15 protein-coding genes and 1 tRNA gene are annotated in these 20,461 nt (G+C 37.5%); 12 read left to right on the top strand and 4 right to left on the bottom strand.

Going from position 1 to position 20,461, the window contains the following annotated elements; all coding sequences use genetic code 11:
- Positions 1-28 precede the first annotated feature (28 nt).
- The 5 genes from GN303_RS05845 (at position 29) to GN303_RS05825 (ending at position 5,938) form a co-directional block, all read left to right on the top strand.
- On the top strand, positions 29-325 hold the full coding sequence (locus GN303_RS05845; protein WP_110438242.1) for an FAD assembly factor SdhE: 297 nt from the start codon (positions 29-31) through the stop codon (positions 323-325).
- An 11-nt stretch (positions 326-336) separates the two neighbouring features.
- Entirely contained in the window at positions 337-3,807 is a 3,471-nt protein-coding gene (gene mfd / locus GN303_RS05840) for a transcription-repair coupling factor (protein WP_110438241.1), read from the top strand.
- A 188-nt stretch (positions 3,808-3,995) separates the two neighbouring features.
- Positions 3,996-4,883 (top strand): LysR family transcriptional regulator, encoded by an 888-nt coding sequence (locus tag GN303_RS05835; protein ID WP_110438240.1) that lies wholly within the window; start codon positions 3,996-3,998, stop codon positions 4,881-4,883.
- Between the two features lie 107 nt (positions 4,884-4,990).
- Entirely contained in the window at positions 4,991-5,467 is a 477-nt protein-coding gene (locus tag GN303_RS05830; protein WP_110438239.1) for a hypothetical protein, read from the top strand.
- A 15-nt stretch (positions 5,468-5,482) separates the two neighbouring features.
- On the top strand, positions 5,483-5,938 hold the full coding sequence (locus tag GN303_RS05825) for a DUF805 domain-containing protein (protein WP_110438238.1): 456 nt from the start codon (positions 5,483-5,485) through the stop codon (positions 5,936-5,938).
- A 19-nt stretch (positions 5,939-5,957) separates the two neighbouring features.
- Here GN303_RS05825 and GN303_RS05820 read toward each other — a convergent pair whose 3' ends face one another.
- Positions 5,958-6,911 (bottom strand): hypothetical protein, encoded by a 954-nt coding sequence (locus GN303_RS05820; protein WP_146206646.1) that lies wholly within the window; start codon positions 6,909-6,911, stop codon positions 5,958-5,960.
- Positions 6,912-7,055: 144 nt separating this feature from the next.
- On the opposite strand from GN303_RS05820, the gene GN303_RS05815 reads away from it, so the two are divergent.
- On the top strand, positions 7,056-8,030 hold the full coding sequence (locus tag GN303_RS05815; RefSeq protein ID WP_110438236.1) for a bile acid:sodium symporter family protein: 975 nt from the start codon (positions 7,056-7,058) through the stop codon (positions 8,028-8,030).
- Positions 8,031-8,215: 185 nt separating this feature from the next.
- Positions 8,216-8,306: transfer RNA gene (locus GN303_RS05810), tRNA-Ser, on the top strand.
- Positions 8,307-8,350: 44 nt separating this feature from the next.
- On the opposite strand, the gene GN303_RS05805 is transcribed toward GN303_RS05810, so the two are convergent.
- Entirely contained in the window at positions 8,351-8,794 is a 444-nt protein-coding gene (locus GN303_RS05805) for a GNAT family N-acetyltransferase (RefSeq protein WP_110438235.1), read from the bottom strand.
- Between the two features lie 191 nt (positions 8,795-8,985).
- Between GN303_RS05805 and GN303_RS05800 the strand changes: the two genes are divergently transcribed.
- From GN303_RS05800 to xylB, 3 genes are all read left to right on the top strand, one after another.
- The gene (locus GN303_RS05800; protein WP_110438234.1) at positions 8,986-10,284 is read left to right on the top strand and encodes an SEL1-like repeat protein; all 1,299 of its coding nucleotides are present in this window, start codon (positions 8,986-8,988) and stop codon (positions 10,282-10,284) included.
- A 152-nt stretch (positions 10,285-10,436) separates the two neighbouring features.
- The gene (locus GN303_RS05795; protein WP_110438233.1) at positions 10,437-12,404 is read left to right on the top strand and encodes a tetratricopeptide repeat protein; all 1,968 of its coding nucleotides are present in this window, start codon (positions 10,437-10,439) and stop codon (positions 12,402-12,404) included.
- Positions 12,405-12,446: 42 nt separating this feature from the next.
- Positions 12,447-13,901 carry a xylulokinase gene (gene xylB, locus GN303_RS05790; RefSeq protein WP_110438232.1) on the top strand — a complete coding sequence of 485 codons (1,455 nt, stop codon included), beginning with the start codon at positions 12,447-12,449 and terminating at the stop codon, positions 13,899-13,901.
- A 69-nt stretch (positions 13,902-13,970) separates the two neighbouring features.
- Here xylB and GN303_RS05785 read toward each other — a convergent pair whose 3' ends face one another.
- Both GN303_RS05785 and GN303_RS05780 read right to left on the bottom strand, forming a co-directional pair.
- Complete coding sequence (locus tag GN303_RS05785) at positions 13,971-15,335, bottom strand: ABC1 kinase family protein (RefSeq protein WP_110438231.1); 1,365 nt, start codon at positions 15,333-15,335, stop codon at positions 13,971-13,973.
- Positions 15,336-17,159, bottom strand: a complete 1,824-nt coding sequence (locus GN303_RS05780) for a M3 family oligoendopeptidase (protein ID WP_110438230.1) — start codon at positions 17,157-17,159, stop codon at positions 15,336-15,338.
- Positions 17,160-17,368: 209 nt separating this feature from the next.
- Here GN303_RS05780 and uvrB point away from each other — a divergent pair, with 209 nt between their 5' ends.
- Both uvrB and GN303_RS05770 read left to right on the top strand, forming a co-directional pair.
- Positions 17,369-19,558 carry an excinuclease ABC subunit UvrB gene (gene uvrB, locus GN303_RS05775; protein ID WP_110438229.1) on the top strand — a complete coding sequence of 730 codons (2,190 nt, stop codon included), beginning with the start codon at positions 17,369-17,371 and terminating at the stop codon, positions 19,556-19,558.
- A gap of 13 nt (positions 19,559-19,571) precedes the next feature.
- Positions 19,572-20,459, top strand: coding sequence for an aldose 1-epimerase (locus GN303_RS05770; RefSeq protein ID WP_110438228.1), 888 nt, complete (start codon positions 19,572-19,574; stop codon positions 20,457-20,459).
- Positions 20,460-20,461: the final 2 nt, after the last annotated feature.

The raw sequence follows: 20,461 nt of genomic DNA, 5'->3' as shown, positions 1-20,461 counted from the left end.
ATTTAGATATCAGTATAGGATATGTTAAATGGTAGAGCAAAAAGAAAATATAAGTTCACTTGAGGCACGAAAACGCAGACTGATTTATCGTGCAACTCATAGAGGGACCTTCGAGGCTGACTTAATCATCGGTCAGTTTGCGATGATGAATGTACCAGCAATGACAATTATTGAAATTGAGGATTTTGAAAAAATAATGGAATTGGCTGATACAGATCTGATGTTATGGTTGACAGGTTTCGAGCCTTACCCAAAAAAAATTGAGAGTCCTGTTTTTCTTTCGCTATATCATTTTGCTCAACAAAATAAACCGAATAAACATTAAGGAGAAATCGCATGGGGGGAGCCTCAAAAAAGCAATTTAAAAATTTTTTGCCGATATGGGGAGCTCCCGAGGGATATGATGCCTTTTTATTAAGTAAAATTGCTCAGGAATGTTATCAAAAAGATAACCATGTTCTGGTTCATGTCGCACGGAATGATATAGATATGAACCGGTTGGCTGATTTACTCTATTATATCGCACCTCAATTAAATGTTTTGAATTTTCCTGCCTGGGATTGTTTGCCTTATGACCGTGTATCCCCGAACAAGGCGATAACCTCGGAACAGGTAGCAACATTGACGCAATTACTTGAACCCTTGACCGGGCCAAGGATCATATTGACGACAATACCCGCACTATTACAAAAAATAGCACCCAGATCAGTCTTTGCAGGACGTGCTCTGACCCTTAAACAGGGTGAAAGTCTGGATCAGGAATTTTTAGTCGAACTTCTTGTTGCGCAGGGATACAATCGTACGGATACAGTTATGGAACCGGGTGAATTTGCCTTGAGGGGTAGTTTATTTGATATTTTCCTGGCTGGGGAAGAAGAGCCTGTCCGCTTGGATTTATTCGGAGATGAGATAGATTCAATTCGCTGTTTTGATCCGATTACGCAACGTTCAACTCGGAAAGTTACGGAACTTGTTTTAAGACCTACCGCAGCTTATTCTCTGGATGAGGAAAGCATATCAAGGTTTCGTACGAAATGGCGAGAACTGTTTGGTCAGGGATCAATGAGTGATCCAATTTATGAAGCCGTTTCGGAAGGCCGAATGGTTCAAGGACTTGAACATTGGTTACCTCTTTTTCATGATAAGATGGAAACGTTTTTTGATTATGTTTCTGATGTTAAACTGTCTTTTTCATATCAGGCCGAGGAGGCATTGCAACCAAGACTGGAAATGATTGCTGATCATTATGAAGCCCGCAAACAGCTAGTAAGAAATGGCGAAGTTGTATATCGTCCCTTACCACCTGATTTGCTATATCTTACTCAATCTGAGTGGAATCATATAGTCACGCGATATAAAGGAGTGTATTTTTATCCTTTTGCAATGCCTGACGGATCCAGTGGAATGGATGCAGGGGGAAGGCCAGGTATAGTTTTTGCTAAAAGTAATCTGACAGTTGAAGCCGATAATGTTTTTGATATGTTCAAGTCAAGATTCAGGGAATGGTATTCATCTGGACGGAAAACATTGGTTGCCGGCTGGACAAACGGATCAAGAGAGCGCATCGCTACATTATTGAAAGAACACAAAATCGCCGTTCAGAAACTGGAAGGGTGGCAAGAAGTTAAAAATTTCAGGGAAGCTTCTGTTGGATTATTGACTTTTGGTTTGGATCGCGGATTTGTTGCCGATGATTTCATTCTTGTTTCTGAAGCCGACTTGTTAGGGGAAAGAATTTCACGTCCACATAGAAAACGGAAAAAAGCCGAGCAGTTCATTTCAGAAGCTTCTGAAATTAGCGAGGGAGATCTTATTGTACATCAGGAATATGGGATTGGTCGTTATCAAGGACTGGTTAATCTGGAAATAGGTGCTGCGCCACACGATTGTCTAGCACTTGTTTATCATGGTGATGAAAAATTATTCTTACCTATCGAAAATATTGAGTTATTGAGCCGTTATGGATCTGATCAAACGGGTGTTGCTCTGGATAAACTGGGAAGTCCTGCATGGCAAAAACGTAAAGCCACAATGAAGGCTCGTATTCGGGACATGGCTGGTGAGTTATTGAAAACAGCCGCGGCCCGTTTGATGCAGGAAGCGACGATCGAGACCCCTCCTGAAGGATTGTGGGAGGAGTTCTGTGCACGGTTTCCCTTTATTGAAACGGATGATCAGGCAAGGGCTGTTGCTGATATTATTCAGGATCTTGCTTCCGGACGTCCCATGGATCGTTTGATTTGTGGTGATGTTGGTTTTGGTAAGACAGAAGTGGCATTACGTGCCACTTTTATTGTGGCCATGAATGGAGGCCAGGTGGCGGTTGTGGTACCGACAACCCTATTGGCACGTCAACATTATCAAACCTTTGTGAAACGTTTTGAGGGATTTCCGGTAAAAATTGCCCAACTTTCCAGAATGGTGACATCAAAAAATGCGGCACAGATCAAAAAGGAATTGGCAGATGGCAATGTCAATATAGTGATTGGTACACATGCTTTACTAGCCAAGACGATCAAGTTTGCAAATTTGGGTATGCTTATTATAGATGAAGAACAGCATTTTGGTGTTGCGCACAAAGAGAAATTGAAAACCTTGCGTGAAGATATTCATGTATTGACATTATCTGCCACCCCATTACCAAGGACGTTGCAATTATCATTGACTGGAATGCGAGAGATAAGTCTAATCGCAACGCCTCCAATTGATCGTTTGGCTGTTAGAACTTTTATCATGCCCTTTGATCGTATCGTTATTCGAGAGGCTATTCAAAGGGAGCGATTCAGAGGGGGGCAAATATTCTGTGTTGCACCACGTGTTCAGGATTTGCAAAACCTGCAAGATCAACTTTTGGATATAGTTCCAGATTTACGGTTGGTACAAGCTCATGGGCGGTTATCCCCTACAGAACTTGAACGGGTGATGACTGAATTCAATGAAGGTAAATATGATGTATTGCTTTCGACCAATATTGTTGAAAGTGGACTGGACATGCCAACTGTCAATACACTGATAATCTATAAGGCTGATCATTTTGGATTAGGTCAGTTATATCAATTGAGAGGTCGTGTGGGACGGGGAAAACAGCGTGGATATGCGTATTTGACATGGCCACAGCATCATTTTCTTTCCAAGAATTCTGAAAAGCGACTGGAAATAATGCAGTCACTGGATAATCTTGGGGCAGGATTCACTTTGGCATCTCACGATCTGGATTTGAGAGGGGCGGGTAATCTGCTGGGAGAAGAACAGTCTGGTCATATTCGGGAAGTTGGCGTTGAGCTATACCAGAAGATGCTTGAAGAAACAGTAGCAAGCCTCCGTGCAGAAAAAAATAATCAGTTATTGGAAAATCAGGATTGGACACCCAATATCACTTTGGGATTACCTGTTCTGATCCCGGAAACCTATGTGACGGATCTATCAGTAAGATTGGGTTTATATCGACGAATAGGCAATCTGGAAAATCATGATGATATTGAAGCCATGCAAGTGGAATTGATAGATCGTTTTGGGACCTTGCCTGAAGAAGTAAGTAATCTGCTTCATGTAATGAAACTGAAAAAACTTTGTAAAAAAGTTGGTGTTAATCGCATTGAGGCTGGACCGAAAGGGGTTGTTGTTCAGTTTTTTAACAATCAATTCAAAAATCCTGAAGGATTAGTACAATGGATAGCCGGTATTAAAGATCAGTCTGTGAGATTGCGTCCTGATGGTAAATTGATATATTTGCGAGAAACCCCGTTTGCAAAACGGATTCAGCGTTGTCAATTCTTATTAAGCAAGCTTGTTGAAATTTACCGATAATAAAACGTCATTTCCTAAATTAAGCAGACTGAATTTAGTTAGAAATGACATTTTGAAGCATTCATGAATTTATTTATTAATAAGACATAATTTATTAAAATCATTGAATATTTTTTAATCTAATGATAATGTTACGTAATTTAAATGTTTTTTAAGAAATAAATAAAGTTAAGTAGAGAAATTAGATTATGTTGCAAAAAAATGTCAATGATCTTTTGGTTTTTTTAACAATTGCTAAAGAAAGAAGTTTCACAAAAGCAGCATCAAAATTAGGTGTATCCCAATCCGCATTAAGTCATACCATGCGAAATCTTGAAAAAAATCTGGATGTGCAATTATTATCCCGTACTACACGAAGTGTAGAGCCAACCAAGCTTGGTGAGATTTTATTGAAAAATATTGCGCCGAGATTAGAGGAAATTGTTGAAGAGCTTGGCAAGATTATTGATTTGAAAAAAAGGCCTTTTGGAAATATCAATCTTTTAACAGATGAACATGCTGCAAACTTTGTTGTATGGCCTCATTTGCGAAATTTTTTGCGACATTATCCTGATATAAAATTTAATGTAGAGGTTTCCTCCAATCTTCAAAAAGAAATTCATGGAAAATATGATGCAAAAATAAGCCTTGGCGAAGTTGTAGACAAAGATTTCTTATCAATAAAAATTAGCGCACCTGTCCAAATAGCGGTTGTCGCGTCACCATTATATTTACAAGATAAAAAAATTCCAAAAACGCCGCATGATTTGCTCAAACATCAATCTATAAACTACTTTCTTTCTTTTATGCAAAATCAGTATGATTGGGAATTTGTTGTAAAGGGTAATACACAAATAATCCATATGGAAGGTCAATTTTCTTGTAATACCCTAACCCAGGTCATACAGGCCACACTGGATGGTTTTGGTTTTGCCTATATTCCCTTGAAAGAGGTTTATCACGCCATTCAGCAAAAACATCTTGTACATGTTTTATCTGAATACTGCCCCTCTTTTTCAGGATATTATCTGAGATACCCCAATCGAAACAATTTTACACAGGCATTTTCTTTGCTATTGCAAAGTTTTGAATATTAAATTTCGCTATTTATATTATTACCTTGCAAATTATAATTGCACTTTTATTTTTTTCAAATTAAATTGATGTAAAAAATATACATATTAATTAATTCAAGAGAAACAAGATGTCAGATTTAATTTTGGCGCGGGCTTTACATGTATTGGCAATTGTAATTTGGATAGGTGGAGTATGTATGGTGACAACGGTTCTTCTACCAACCATTCGTAAAAATTTTTCATCCAGCGAACGATTGTCTATATTTCATCGTATTGAAAGCCGTTTTGCTACACAGGCTCGTTTTACAACTTTGATAGCCGGATTATCCGGGTTTTACATGGTATGGCGAATGCAAATATGGAATCGATTTGAGCATATAGAATTTTGGTGGATGCATGCCATGTTTTTGGTGTGGTTAATCTTTACAACCATGTTATTTGTAATTGAACCCTTTATACTCAATAAAAAATTAGGGAATAGTGGCCAGCAACAACCTGATAAGGTATATGTTAAGGTTCAGAGATTACACTGGTTTTTATTAACCATCAGTTTCATTACAATCATTGGTGCAGTCATGGGAAGCCATGGTTTCGCTTTTTTTTGAGAAATAAATAAAATAATGAAGATGCATAATATTCGATTGGGTCGGGTGATTTCAATTTTTATATCGAATTGGTGGGATGCTATACTTCATTATTTTTATTTCAGTGGCAGGACAAGCAGATCAGGTTTTTGGTGTTTTGCAGTTTTAAATAGTCTAATTCTATATTTTTTATTTTGTATAGATGAATATTTTCATTTGATTTACAGAGTGACTTTTCATTATTATTATTATGATATTCATCTATTTTTTTTAATATATTTTTTATTAACGATCTTTCCATCATTTGTGCTGTTCATACGTCGCCTGCATGATCTTAATTTGTCAGGTTGGTGGGTTTTGTTGATGATTATTCCCTTACCCTATCTATACCTCAATTTTTTAATTCAGATTATTTTTCTTGTTATAGCAAGTTTTCCCGGTTCAGAAAATAATCGGTATGGTATCAAGCCCATTAATCAGGTTACTGTTTAATTCATATTCTTTGTTTAAATTACCATACGGGAATGGGAACATTATTAACCTTGAACAGATTTCCCTGCCAGTTTATATCCCATTCAAGATTATTGTTTCCGACAGAACGTCCGGCAAATTTAGCCAAAATCAATGCTGTCTTTAGATTATTTATACGGGTAGAACCACTGTTTGCAATCAATTTTTCCATATTGCTTACAGTGATTTTACCTTTTGCCGATTGGAAGTTGAGCTCTCGGTCAAGTAAGGCGTTTCCATACGCAGTAATATGGGTTAAATTGTTCTGCATCATTAAGTTATTGATTTTTAATGGTAATGACAGGTCATAAAATTTATCCTCATTATTGCCACTCGCGGCGGCTAAAATTAGGGGATAATATTTTGAAGGGGTATTCAGATTCAAAATGCCTTCTCTTGGAAGGAAAAGGTTTGATTTTTGAGAGGGGTTTATTTCATTCAGACCTGAAAAAAACAGTTTCAAATTTACATTGTCAGCGATATTTTGAACTTGCAACCGTATTTCATCAGCTTTGTAGGCATTGTTTAAATTTTTTATTAAAATGTTTCGCCATATAATGGTAAGTTGTTCGTTTTGTTTAAGTTGTTTTAATATAGGTGTAATAGAATCAGTATAGTAATTTTTGTTACAGGAATTGATTTGATATTTCAGAAATACGGTCAACAATCCGGTCGATGTGATATTGGTAACTCTTTGCAACTGATCTTTGGACAAGGTTTTACCGCTCTGGTTTACCATTAACTGTTTGCTATTCAGGAAAACATTGGAATTATCCGGAATTTTGACAGTATAATTAGTAACTTGTAAAGAATTGATATGATGATCAACAGTGTCTGATGATATATTTGAACAGTATGAATGCCAAGTTACAGAAGCGAAAGCTACTGCATTATTAAATAGTGAATAAATAAGCATCAGCACGAAAAAAGGCAAAGACTTTAAAAATATACTCATAACCATAGAAACATTTTTCATTTTCAAAAAAGAATTAAACTATATCGATATTAAGAAAGATATTAAAGGGTTATTTACAAAAGATTGAAAATTATAATAGTTGGATAATGATTTGGATCAAAACTAAAAGATTAAGGATTTTCAATGCCGAAATATCTGGACCCGTTTTTAATTTTACTATTAATGACCGTTGCAATGGCAAGCTTTTTTCCATGTCATGGTTCGGGTGTTCTTTTTTTTAACAATCTGGCTGTAATAGCCATTGCTCTTATGTTTTTTTTGCAAGGTGCAAGGTTATCTCGTCAAGCAGTGATTGAGGGTATTTTTCACTGGAGATTACATTTACTAATTTTTGCATGTACGTTTGTCATTTTTCCTATACTGGGATTAGGCTTGCATTATTTATTCCCAAAAATGTTATTGCCTGACTTATGGATGGGCATTCTTTTTTTATGCTGTTTACCATCTACAGTACAATCGTCAATTGCATTTACATCAATCGCAAAAGGAAATGTGCCAGCTGCAATATGTTCAGCTACTGCCTCAAATATTCTGGGAATTTTCATAACTCCTTTTTTGGTTGGATCAATATTTTCAAATCATCATCAGGCTATTTTTTCAAGAGATAATCTTAACATAGTTTACCAATTGTTATTACCCTTTATCATGGGACAGATCCTGCAGCCGTGGATAAGGGAATGGGCATTAAAAAATTCCCGTCTTTTATCCTGTTCTGATCGTGGGTCAATCCTGATCGTTGTTTATACAGCTTTTAGTCAGGCAGTGAATATAGGTTTATGGTACAAATTATCCTTGTATCAGTTTATGAAACTGATTTTAATTGACGTGGTTTTACTAGATTCAATTTTAATAATTTCTTTTTTGCTATCGAAACTTTTTAAATTTTGTTGGCAGGACCAAATCAGCATTGTATTTTGTGGATCAAAAAAATCTCTAGCTTCCGGGGTTCCAATTGCAAACGTGTTATTGCCTCCCTCAATGGTGGGAATGATAATATTGCCTTTAATGATTTTTCATCAAATTCAGCTATTTGTAATTGCGATCATTGCCCAATATTGTAATAAAATATCCGATAAAAAGAAGGTTTATAAGACATAATCAAGAAATACCTGATATGTTTGTCACTCTATCAAAGATTTGACGATTTAATGTTTTATTTTATTATTAATCTAAACAAATTAATCTTATAATGATATTTCATTTTTAAAATCAGTTTTATTAATAAAAGTAAAAAAAATGCTTGCCAAATCCACGTTAAATCATATATGAAGTTTTCATAAGTCGGAGAGGTGGCCGAGTGGTTTAAGGCAGCGGTCTTGAAAACCGCCGTGCGTGAATAGCGTACCGTGGGTTCGAATCCCACCTTCTCCGCCATTCAATAAATTTTTATCCTGTATAGTTGTATATCTTTAGAATAATTATTCAATTGAATTATATTTAAAATTAAAATCTTTCAATGCGATTTGCATTGGAATAAATGGTATATTTTTTTTAATGAATTTTTTTCCGGACAAATAAAAATCAAATTTTTTATAAAATTCAACCGCGGTTATTCTTGCATTCAGCGTCACAAATTCAATTTTCTTTTGTTTCAGATCATTAAGAACAGTTGTGAAAAGTTTTGTCCCAATACCTTTTCTTTGAAAAGAGGGGGAAGTTGCAAATTTACGAATTTGATAATTGTTTTGCAATTTTGGATAAATGGAAAAACAGCTGATAACCTGGTTATCAAGAATATATCCAACATGTTTTGAATATTGATCTTCTGGGTCAATACATTCCTCCACTGTTAATGAAGGCCATAAGACTTTCTGTCTGAGAGGAAGACAATCTTCAAGAGAAATTGGTTTAATGTTTTTCATGATCAAATTTTCTTAAAAATTCAAATTGGATGATTTATAGGAAATATAAAGTTGTTACTGAATAAGAGGCAAGTATTAATTTAGTGTGAACAAGTATTTTCGAATTATAAATAACTAATTTTACTATTGATTATCTTCGTTTTCAGAATTATTTTGGATCTAAACATTCAATTTGAATCGATAGGGTTCATATGATTTTTTTTATAATTATTCTTTTATGTACAGGTTTCATTGCATTATTTTATATAATCAATAAATCCAATAATAAAAAAAATCATCGGATACAAATTGAAACTTCACCTGCAATACGAAACAATCCTGTTGATATAGGTTTAATGTATTTTAACGGGGATGGTGTTTCACAAAATTACAAACAAGCCTTGGAATATTTTGAAAAAGCTGCTGCATCGGGATATGCGCAAGGTATTTTGTATAAGGCTATAATTTATTACGAGGGTTTGGGTGTCAAAGCTGACGTTGAAAAAGCTTTTGAATTGTTTGAAATTGCGGCCCAAAAAGGTAATACAAAGGCAATGATGATATTGGGGCAGATTTATATGGATGCCCAAATTGTAGAGCAAAATTATCAAAAGGCCAATGAATATTTTTTAATGGCCGCCCGTCAGGGTGAGGGTGAGGCTTTATTCAATCTAGGTTTAATCTATCTTGATGGTAAGGGTGTTGATAAGGATTATAGTAAAGCAAGAGTTTATTTCGAACAGGCCGCCCAAAAAGGTAATATGGAGGCAAAAACTAATCTGGCGTTCATCTATATGAATGGTCAAGGTGTTTCGAGGGATCTTGAAAAAGCACGTGAATATTTTGAACTGTCTGCTAATCAGGGAGATCGTAAAGCGGAATATAATCTAGCTTTGATGTATTGGAATGGTGAAGGTGGAGAAAAAAATACTAATAAAGCCAGAGGATATTTTGAGAAAGCCGCCTATCAGGATGACGTTGAGGCACAATATTTTGTAGCCAATCTGTACTTTACTGGAAATACGGTCGAATTAGATTATAAGAGGGCTTTCAGCTTTTATAACAAGGCCGCGATGCAGGGTTACGTCAAGGCGCAATTCATGCTTGGACAAATGTATGAGGAGGGTAAGGGTGTCCTTCAGAATATTGACAAAGCCGTGTATTGGTATGAACAGGCAGCCGATCAAAATGATATGAATGCTCAATATAATTTGGGATATCTTTATTTAACTGGAAAGACATCAAGAATAAATCTTCAAAAGGCCTATGATTATTTTAAAAAAGCTGCGGAACAAGGTTATGTTTTGGCTCAATTTAATTTGGGGGTCATGTATTATAAGGGAGATGGTGTTATCCAGGATAATCATAAGGCTGCGGCATGGTTTCAAAAAGCTGCCGATCAAAATCATAAAAAATCACAGTTAATCCTTGGAAAAATGTATCTAGAGGGAAGAGGAATACCTCACGATCATCAAAAAGGGATGGAGCTAATTCGATTAAGCGAAACATGATATCTGTAACTGGTATATTTCATTATCAGGTTTCAAGATGAGATAAAGCGGAATCCGAGCCTTTAATAAATTGATTTGTTAAGTTTATTTTATCGATTAAATTCTTTATAATTCAGCCTTAATTCATTTTCTTTTTTGTTATTGTTGGGTTTATGTCCAGATCTAAGATTGCCTTTATCGGTAAAAGTGCAGCAGTAATTTGCATAATTTTTGTGTTTTTGTGCATTTGTTTCTATAAAACGATTCGTCAGGGATTTATTGAGGCACAATTTAATCGTGCAAATCTTTATATGCAGGGTGAGGGTACGTCTCAGAACTATAAAAAAGCACGTGAATATTTTGAGCAATCAGCTGAGGCGGGAAATGTCGAGGCTCAATATATGCTGGGTGTGATGTATGAATATGGCGAAAACACCGAGCAGAATTATCAAAAAGCTATTCAGTTATATCGCAAGGCAGCCCGTCACGGATATGTAAAGGCCCAATATGTACTTGGCAATATGTACAAGAATGGCAAGGGGGTAAAAAAAGATCTTTCACGTGCAATTCGCTGGTATCAAACCGCTGCAGATAAGGGGGAGACAAATGCGCAGTATCAATTGGGTATCATTTATCTTGAGGGAAATGATAGAAATGTAACTAAAGGTATAGAACTGATCAAAAAATCTGCTGATCAGGGAAATATTCATGCCTTGTATTTTCTTGGAAATCTTTATCTGGAAGGGAAATATATTACAAAAAGTCCGAAATTGGCTCAACGATGTTTTGAACAGGCCGCCTATAAAGGTTATGCTGACGCCCAATATAAACTTGGCAATATGTATGAAAACGGGACTGGGGTTGATAAAGAATATTCCAAGGCTCTTTATTGGTATGAAAAAGCCTCGAAAAAGAATGTGACAGCTCAATACAATCTCGCAATGATGTATATGGTGGGTAAAGGGGTTAATCCAAATTCGCAATTGGCATTATCTTTATTGCAGCAGGCTGCTGAAAAAGGATATTCGGAAGCACAATATAAATTGGCGATTTTGTATGAAGAGGGAAAAATTGTTTCCCAGGATTATTCCAAGGCACTGAACTGGTTCAACATGGCGGTCAATTCCGGAAATAATGACGCCATTTATGCCCTGGGGGAATTATATCTAGAAGGAAGAGGGGTTAACAAGGATTTTCAGAAAGCCTTTGACCTTTTTAAAAAAGCGGCACAGGCAGGAGATAGTAAGGCACAATTTCAATTGGCCACTATGTATGAAAAAGGCAGCGGAATTCCGAAAGACCCGTCAGCAGCTGTTGATTGGTATAAAAAATCTGCAATACAGGGGAACGCTCAGGCGCAATTCTATCTGGGTAAATTATATGAACAGGGATTTTTCATAGAAAAAAATTATGATCAGGCCAAATTCTGGTTTGAAAAGGCTGAAGCGCAAAATAATATTCATGCGATCTATACTCTAGGTTTGATGTATGAAACAGGTCAAGGGGTGAAAAGGGATATCAATAAGGCCATTCTATACTATCAAAAGGGTGCAAATCAGGGAGATGCACAAACCCAGTTTGTTTTGGCAGAATTATATAAAAATAATGATCAGATTGACAAGAACTACTCCAAGGCCATTTATTGGTTTAAGGAGGCGGCTGAACAGGGAAAAGTAAAGGCTTATTATAATCTGGGTCAACTTTATGAAAATGGATTGGGGGTTCAAAAAGATGACAGTCAGGCTTTCCAATATTATATGCAAGGCACTGCGGCAGGAGATCTAGATTCCCAATTCATTCTTGCCAAGATGTATTATAAGGGGGTTGGTACAAAAAAGGACGTATCTGAGGCAATTAAACTATTTGATATCTTGGCTAGTAATGGAAATTCCGAAGCGGCCCGTCTTTTGGGACAGATATATCTGACTGGACAGGATGTTAAGAAGGATATTGGCAAGGCAGAATATTATTTGCAAAATTCTGTTAAGGAAGGGAATGCCCAGGCCATGTATAATCTTGGAATGGCTTTTCTGTCTGGTAAGGATTTTCCAAAGAATAAGGGAAAGGCTAAAAAACTTTTGAATGAAAGTTGCAATAAAGGATTTTCAAATTCCTGCGTCACGCTTGGAACAGTCAAATAAGTGATATTATTTTTGTATTATATTTCATTATAAAGGATGGTTATGTATATCGGGATTGACCTTGGAACATCAGGTATTAAAGGTATTTTATTGAATGATAACCATCAGATTGTCGCCAGCCATACTGAAAAACTGAAAGTTTATCGTCCCTACCCCCTTTGGTCAGAACAAAATCCAATTGATTGGTGGGAGGCGACAGACAAGGTTTTTTTGTCACTATCGAGTCAATATTCCTTGAAAGATGTAAAAGCGATAGGGTTGACGGGTCAAATGCATGGGGCAGTTTTGCTGGATAAAAATGGTAAAATATTGCGATCTGCTATTTTATGGAATGATGGGCGTAGTTATCGGGAGTGTAATGAAATTGAGGAGAATGTACAAAATTCAAGAGAGATAACAGGCAATATACTGATGCCTGGTTTTACCGCACCCAAGATAGCTTGGGTTCGCAAACATGAGCCGGAAGTATATCAACAAATTGATAAAGTCCTATTACCCAAGGATTATCTTCGCTGGTTGATAACGGGAATTTATGCATCTGATATGTCTGATGCATCTGGAACTATGTGGCTTGATGTCAAAAATCGTCAATGGAATGATGATTTATTAAAGGCATGTGGGTTGACGCGAAAAAATATGCCTCAATTGTTTGAAGGCAATCAGGCAACCGGAACGGTTAAACCTGAATTAGCGCAACGATGGGGAATGACTTCAAAAGCTTCGGTTATTGCCGGTGGTGGTGATAATGCCGTTGGAGCAATTGGGGTTGGTATCTGGCGAAAAGGTCAGGCTATGCTTTCTTTGGGAACATCCGGGGTATATTTTGTCGCGAGTGATGGGTTTTTGAATAATTGTAAACAGGCTGTTCACAGTTTCTGTCATGCATTGCCGAACACCTGGCATCTAATGTCTGTTATGCTGAGTGCTTCTTCCTGTTTGGATTGGGCTGCTCGGATTATGGGAATTCAGACAGTGCCTAAATTGTTGGAAATGGCAGGACAGGCCTCTTCAATTCCATCATCCGTTATTTTTCTTCCCTATCTTTCGGGTGAGCGAACGCCTCATAATAATCCCCAGGCAAATGGAATGTTGTTTGGCTTAACTCATCAACATGATCGGAAGGATATAGCCAAGGCAGTAATAGAGGGGGTAAGTTTTGGATTGGCGGAGGGTATGGAAGTTTTACATGCCACGGGTTTAAGGCCAGACCATATCAGTTTGATTGGCGGAGGGGCAAGAAGCTCTTTTTGGCGTCAATTGCTGGCTGATATTACAGGAGAAACGTTGCAATATCGTGAAGGTGGAGATGTGGGGCCAGCATTGGGTGCCGCAAGATTGGCAATGTTGAGTTGTCATCCAAATGTAGCATTTGGAGATTTATTGCCAGAATCTTCCATACAGGCAACCTATGTTCCCAATCAATCTGTCAGTGCGCAATATCAAGAAAAATATCAAAAATTCAAAAAATTATATCAGGCAGTTAAAGGTTTGTATTAAATCTTTTAACTGCCTGATATCTACAGTAATCTAGCAAATTTTCCATACTAAATCACTGTAGCCGTTATTTTATTCCAAAGGGGGAGGAACACGGGCCAATTCTATTGCCTTTTCTTGTTCTTGATCCAGTTTGTCAACATCAAAATCTGCAATGATTTCCTGAAATAATTGATGCCAGTTTAGTTTTGCATTTAATCTTGTAAATAAACTTCCAAGTCCTATCGCAGAACGATCAACCAGAACAAATTCTCGTGGTGGTGTCACTCCCCCAGCCTGTTGAAGCCCTTTATGTACTTTATTGGCCAATTTACGTCCCAAATCCGGATCTGTATCATCTTGTATATAACGGTCTTTATCCTGGGTAAGGGGGGCATAGAGAAAACTTGCCCATTCATTTAGAACAGTCATTGTCTCTTTGGAAATATTTTTAAATCCCCATGAGGTATAGGCCTGATAGGCTAATTCCTCATTGTTAGTTTCTACGGCACGGCAAAGATCAATAACACCCTTGACAAATTTACCCTGAAAAATTCGTATCGAACCGAAATCAAGAAGACACAGTTGATTTTGATGATTGATAAGAAAATTTCCCATATGCGGGTCACCATGAATGACACCATATTGATAAAAAGGAATATACCAGGCTTTAAAGAGTGCGCGGGCAATATTGTTCCTATGAGCCTGATCTAATTCAGGTGTGATCAGGGATCTTAGATTCTTTCCCTCTATCCAATCCATGGTTATAAGACGTTCAGTGGAAAGATTTTCAATTACATTTGGTATAACTGTTGTGTCATTATTTTTGAGCATATAGGAGAAAAGTCTTAAATTGGCCGCTTCTCTTTTATAATCCAGCTCTTCCTGTAAACGTGTAACAAGTTCTTTGTAAACCTCATCCTGTTTAATTGCATTGTCCAATCGATGGTATAAAGCAATTAATAGACGAAGTTGCTTGAGGTCTGATTCAACAGTGCTAATCATGTCGGGATATTGTAATTTACAGGCAACTTCCCTTCCATCGTGCAATTTTGCCTTGTGGACTTGACCAAGACTGGCTGCGGCGACAGCTTCATGTGAAAATTCGTCAAAAGCGGTTTCCCAGTTCGGACCCAATTCTCCCCTCATGCGACGACGGACGAAAGACCATCCCATCGGAGGGGCATTTGATTGTAACTGTGCCAATTCATCGGCATATTCATCAGGCAGGATATTGGGAATGGTACTGATTAATTGCGCCACCTTCATCATGGGGCCCTTGAGATTCCCAAGAATGTTTTTCAACTCTTCTGCATGGGAAGCTTTGTTAATCGGTATTCCCATTTTTTCACCAGCCAACCGTGCGGCAATTCCCCCCACCGCCCGGGTAGAATTGACCATACGTTTCATTCCACTGAATAAACTGGTTTTATCAAGATTATCGTTATTATGCACCATCTAAATTTGTTCCAGTTCATCTATGAAATCATTGATTACATTTAATCCTTTTTGCCAAAAGGCTGGATCAGAGGCATCCAATCCAAAAGGCGCCAAAAGTTCTTTATGACTTTTTGTTCCACCCGCCTTCAGCATTTCAATATAAAGGTCCTGGAAGTCGGGAAACCCTTCCTGATAGACATTATAGAGTGCATTTACCAAACAATCACCAAACGCATAGGCATAAACATAAAAAGGTGTATGGATGAAATGCGGTATATATGTCCAATATGTATTATAGTCTGGTGTAAATTCAAAAGCTGGACCAAGGCTTTTTTGTTGCGTTTCAAGCCAGAACTGACCAATTTGTTCAGGTAAAAGCTCGTTCTCATGTCTGGCTTCGTGAACCTTGCGTTCAAATTGATAAAATGCAATTTGTCTTACTACTGTGTTTAACATATCCTCAACCTTACGGCTTAAGAGAATATGACGATGTCTGGGATCTGTTTGATTTTTTAAAAGGCTCTGGAAAGTCAGCATTTCTCCGAATACACTGGCTGTTTCAGCAAGGGTCAGCGGTGTATCAGATAGAATATATCCCTGTTTTGCAGCAAGAATCTGGTGAATCCCGTGCCCCAGCTCATGGGCCAATGTCATGACATCTCGGCTGCGACCATGGTAATTAAGAAGAATATAGGGATGAACCGATGGAACAGTGGGATGGGCAAAGGCACCAGAGGATTTCCCGGTACGTAGTGTGGCATCAATCCATGGACTATGTAAAAACTGATCAATCATTTTGCCCAGCCGAGGATCAAATTCATGATACGCTTGATAAACGATTGTCTTCGCGTCTCTCCAGCGTATAGGTTGATCATGATCTTCCGGTAAGGGAGCATTACGATCCCAATGATGTAATTTGTCCACACCCAGCCATTTTGCTTTTAAAAGATAGTAGCGGTGTGACAGATTTTGATAATTATTGGTAACAGCGGTAACCAGCGCATCAACGACACTGTCTTCAATCTGGTTATCACAATTTCGTTGTGAGTCTGGACGGGAAAAACCACGCCATTGGTCAGAGATTTGCTTATCCTTTACCAACGTATTTGTAATAATCGAGAAAAGTCTCAGATTTTTCGAAAATACCGAACTCAATCCCTGGGCTGCATCTTTTCTTTCTTTTGCCTGTGAAGATGATAATTTATTCAAAGCCTCACCTAAAGAAACGGTTTTATCTTTTAAGGGGATTTCCAGGGTCGCCAATGTTTCGTCATATAATCTTGACCATGCATTGGCTCCCGTAACTGCTTTTTCATGGAAAAGCTTTTCGATTTCATTACTTAACTGATAAGGGCGTAATATACGGATTTTATCAAGAAACGGTTTCCACTGCAGTAATTCGTTGTCTTGCATTTTATTCTTGACATTTTCCTCGCTAAGCTGGTTCAATTCCAAGGTAAAGAAAAGAAACTGCGTGCTTAATCCAGTTATTTTTTCATGGATATCCTGATAAAATTTGGTATTTTGAAGATTGGTCGAATCAGTTGCGAAAATCAGTTGAGCATAAGATCCAATTCTTCCCAATATTTCATTGATTATTTCATAACTTTTAAGAGCCTGGTTTAATTCCTGACTTGATGTCTGGGATAAATTTCCCTTCCATTTTTCTGAAAATTGTGTGATGAGGGTTTGAGCTTTTTGCAGATCATTCTTTAATTCTTGACAATCGGGTGATGGGTACAAATCTGTCAGGTCCCAAGAAGGAAGTTGATCCGATTTTTTCTTTTCGGATTTTAGTGTATTATGATTCGGTTGATTGGTGTGACAAGATGAATTAGACATTGTATCTCTGTTTGATTTAAATGAATGATCTTTTATATAAATGGATTTTATCGAATATTTCAGGCGATGAAAACAGACATTTGTTTTTTTGATCTATGAACTGGGATTGTTCATTTTAGTAGCCCATTTATTATGCTATATAATATAGCAAATACAAAGTCTTAATCTTAAATCAAATATAGAAATCATAACAAAATCAGATAATTTCCATGAAAAAACCAAAAAGAAGCGGAACTGTCATTTTTCATCCAGAAAAGATTCCGGCAAAGCCGAAAATGAACAGGTTGGAAATTGTATCGCAATTTCAGCCCTCAGGAGATCAGCCAAACGCCATCAAACAACTTACTGATGGAATTGAGGCTGGAGATCGTGACCAGGTCTTATTGGGTGTAACAGGTTCAGGCAAAACTTTTACCATGGCCAAGGTTATTGAGGCCGTGCAAAAACCAACCTTGATTTTAGCACCCAATAAAACGCTTGCAGCGCAGCTTTATGGAGAAATGAAAGAATTTTTTCCAAATAATGCGGTTGAATATTTTGTCAGTTATTATGATTATTATCAACCGGAAGCCTATGTGCCTCGATCTGACACTTATATAGAAAAAGATAGTCAGATCAATGAACAGATTGACCGTATGCGACATGCGGCTACACAGGCTTTACTAGAACGTAATGATGTTATTATAGTTGGTTCTGTTTCCTGTATTTACGGTATTGGATCTCCAGAAACCTATTCTCATATGGTTGTGCGGGTTGAGGAAGGTGGAGTGTTAAATCGTGAGGATTTGCTAAAAGCTTTGGTAGAACAGCAATATCGTAGAAATGATATGGCCTTTCAGCGGGGAACGTTTCGTGTAAGAGGCGAAACAATAGATATTTTTCCTGTTCAAAACGCTGATCGTGCTTGGAGAATTCAGCTCTTTGGGGATGAGGTTGAATCAATTAACGAATTTGATCCTTTGACCGGGGTTAATACAGCAAATTTAAAGTCAATAACTATTTATGCCAATAGTCATTTTGTTACGCCAAGACCAACCTTGAATCAGGCAATTAAAAATATCAAGGTTGAGTTGAAGGAAAGAATTGATCAATTTGTAGCTGAAGGCAAATTGTTGGAGGCCGAACGTATTCAACAGCGTACAACTTTTGATCTTGAAATGATCGAAACAACAGGATTGTGTAAGGGTATTGAGAATTATTCCCGTTATCTTTCAGGACGCAATCCCGGTGAACCTCCACCTACTCTTTTTGAATATCTGCCAGAAGATGCCTTGCTTATCGTGGATGAAAGTCATGTAAGCGTACCTCAGATAGGAGGAATGGAACGGGGGGATTATGCACGTAAAAAAACGCTTTCGGATTTTGGTTTTCGACTCCCTTCTTGTATGGACAATAGGCCACTTAATTTTGCGGAATGGGATTGTTATCGTCCCCAGAGCATTTTTGTCAGTGCGACACCAGGTCCCTGGGAGTTAGAGAAAACAGGAGGCGTGTTTATTGAACAGGTCATACGTCCAACCGGTTTGACTGATCCTGTTACTGATATAAGACCAATTGAATTGCAAGTGGATGATTTATTATCCGAGGCAAATAAGGTCATCAAGAAGGGTGGGCGTGTTCTTGTTACAACTCTAACCAAAAAATGGGCTGAAAAATTAACTGATTATATGAGTGAAGCTGATATAAAGGTTCGTTATCTTCATTCAGATATCGATACTTTGGAGCGTATAGAGATTATAAGGGATTTGCGTTTGGGTGTGATAGATGTCCTGGTAGGGATTAATCTTCTAAGGGAGGGTCTGGATATACCAGAGTGTCAATTGGTGGCCATTCTTGATGCTGACAAAGAAGGATTTTTAAGGTCAAGAACCTCTTTGATACAGACGATTGGACGGGCAGCAAGAAATGTTGATGGGCGTGTTTTATTATATGCGGATAAAATGACGGACAGTTTAAAATATGCGATCGAAGAAACTGCAAGACGTCGTGAAAAACAGACACAATGGAATGAAGATCATAATATTACGCCAGCAACGGTAAAAAAGAAAATTGGAGAGATCATTGCTTCTGTTTATGAACAGGATTATGTAACGGTTTCCCCAACAGAATTTTCTGATATTCATTCTCTGGTAGGGAAGGACCTGAAAGGAACCATAGCAGAATTGGAAAAGGAAATGCGTAACGCTGCCACCAATCTTGAGTTTGAAGAGGCTGCTCGTATACGAGATGAAATAAAGAGATTGGAAGATTTAGATATGGGATTAATTTCTGATATTGAACCGACAATTCGTACCAGAGAAGAGGGGAGAATCCTAAAAAGCAATTTTAAACCAAGACCTCTTGGACCTGGTGGGGGAGGCTATAGTCCATCGAGGCATCAAAGATCAAAGAAACATTAAATAGGGATGCAGGATGCTAGAAATTAAGGCGGGAAATAATAGAATTGGCATATATCCTTCTTTGGGTGGAGCCATAGCATATTGGTTGAGAAAAGATTTATTGATTTTTTATCCAGTCGAGCGTTCGCCCTTGACGAGACATTCTGACCAGATTATTGCAGCCTATCCAATGTTGCCTTATTCTAATCGTATTGCAAACGGTAAATTTAAATTCAATAACAGTGTTTATCAATTAACCCCCAATGCGTCGAACGGAAAGGATTCCATTCATGGTAATGCATGGCAAAGGTCTTGGGATCTTGAATCCTTTACGGAAAATAGTGTTGTTTTAACTTTGAATTATAATCCGGATAAGGGATCTCAAAAGGAATGGCCCTATGCATATTTTGCTAGGTTGAGATATTGTGTTTATGAAAGTGGATTGTTTATACAAATGTCATGTAAAAATACTGATATTTGCAAACAACCTATCGGGATGGGCTTTCATCCCTATTTGCCAAGAAGAAATCTTGTTGAAATCGGTTTTTCGGCACCGTCTGTATGGAACAATGGTCCGGATGGATTGCCAGAGGGTCGCATGTTGAACGAAGATCAATGGAACTTTGATCAAATGCGTATTTTGAAACAAGACGATTTTCTGGATAATTGTTATGTGAACTGGGATCGCGAAGCGTTTATCCGCTGGAAATATAGTAATAGTTTCTTAACGGTTTCTGCCAGCGTTATTTTTCGGCATTTTGTTGTATATACCCCACCAGACCAATCTTTTTTTACTATGGAACCGGCAACTAACATGAATAATGCAATCAATATGCCAGAAATTTCGGATCGCGGCTTGTTTATCTTAAAACCGGGGCAAATTTTAAAAGGCAGGATATTCTATTCCTTTATGGGAATATAGGG

Source organism: Commensalibacter melissae, assembly GCF_009734185.1.
GTDB classification, from domain to species: Bacteria; Pseudomonadota; Alphaproteobacteria; order Acetobacterales; family Acetobacteraceae; genus Commensalibacter; species Commensalibacter melissae.
This window is presented reverse-complemented; position numbering and strand designations above follow the sequence as displayed.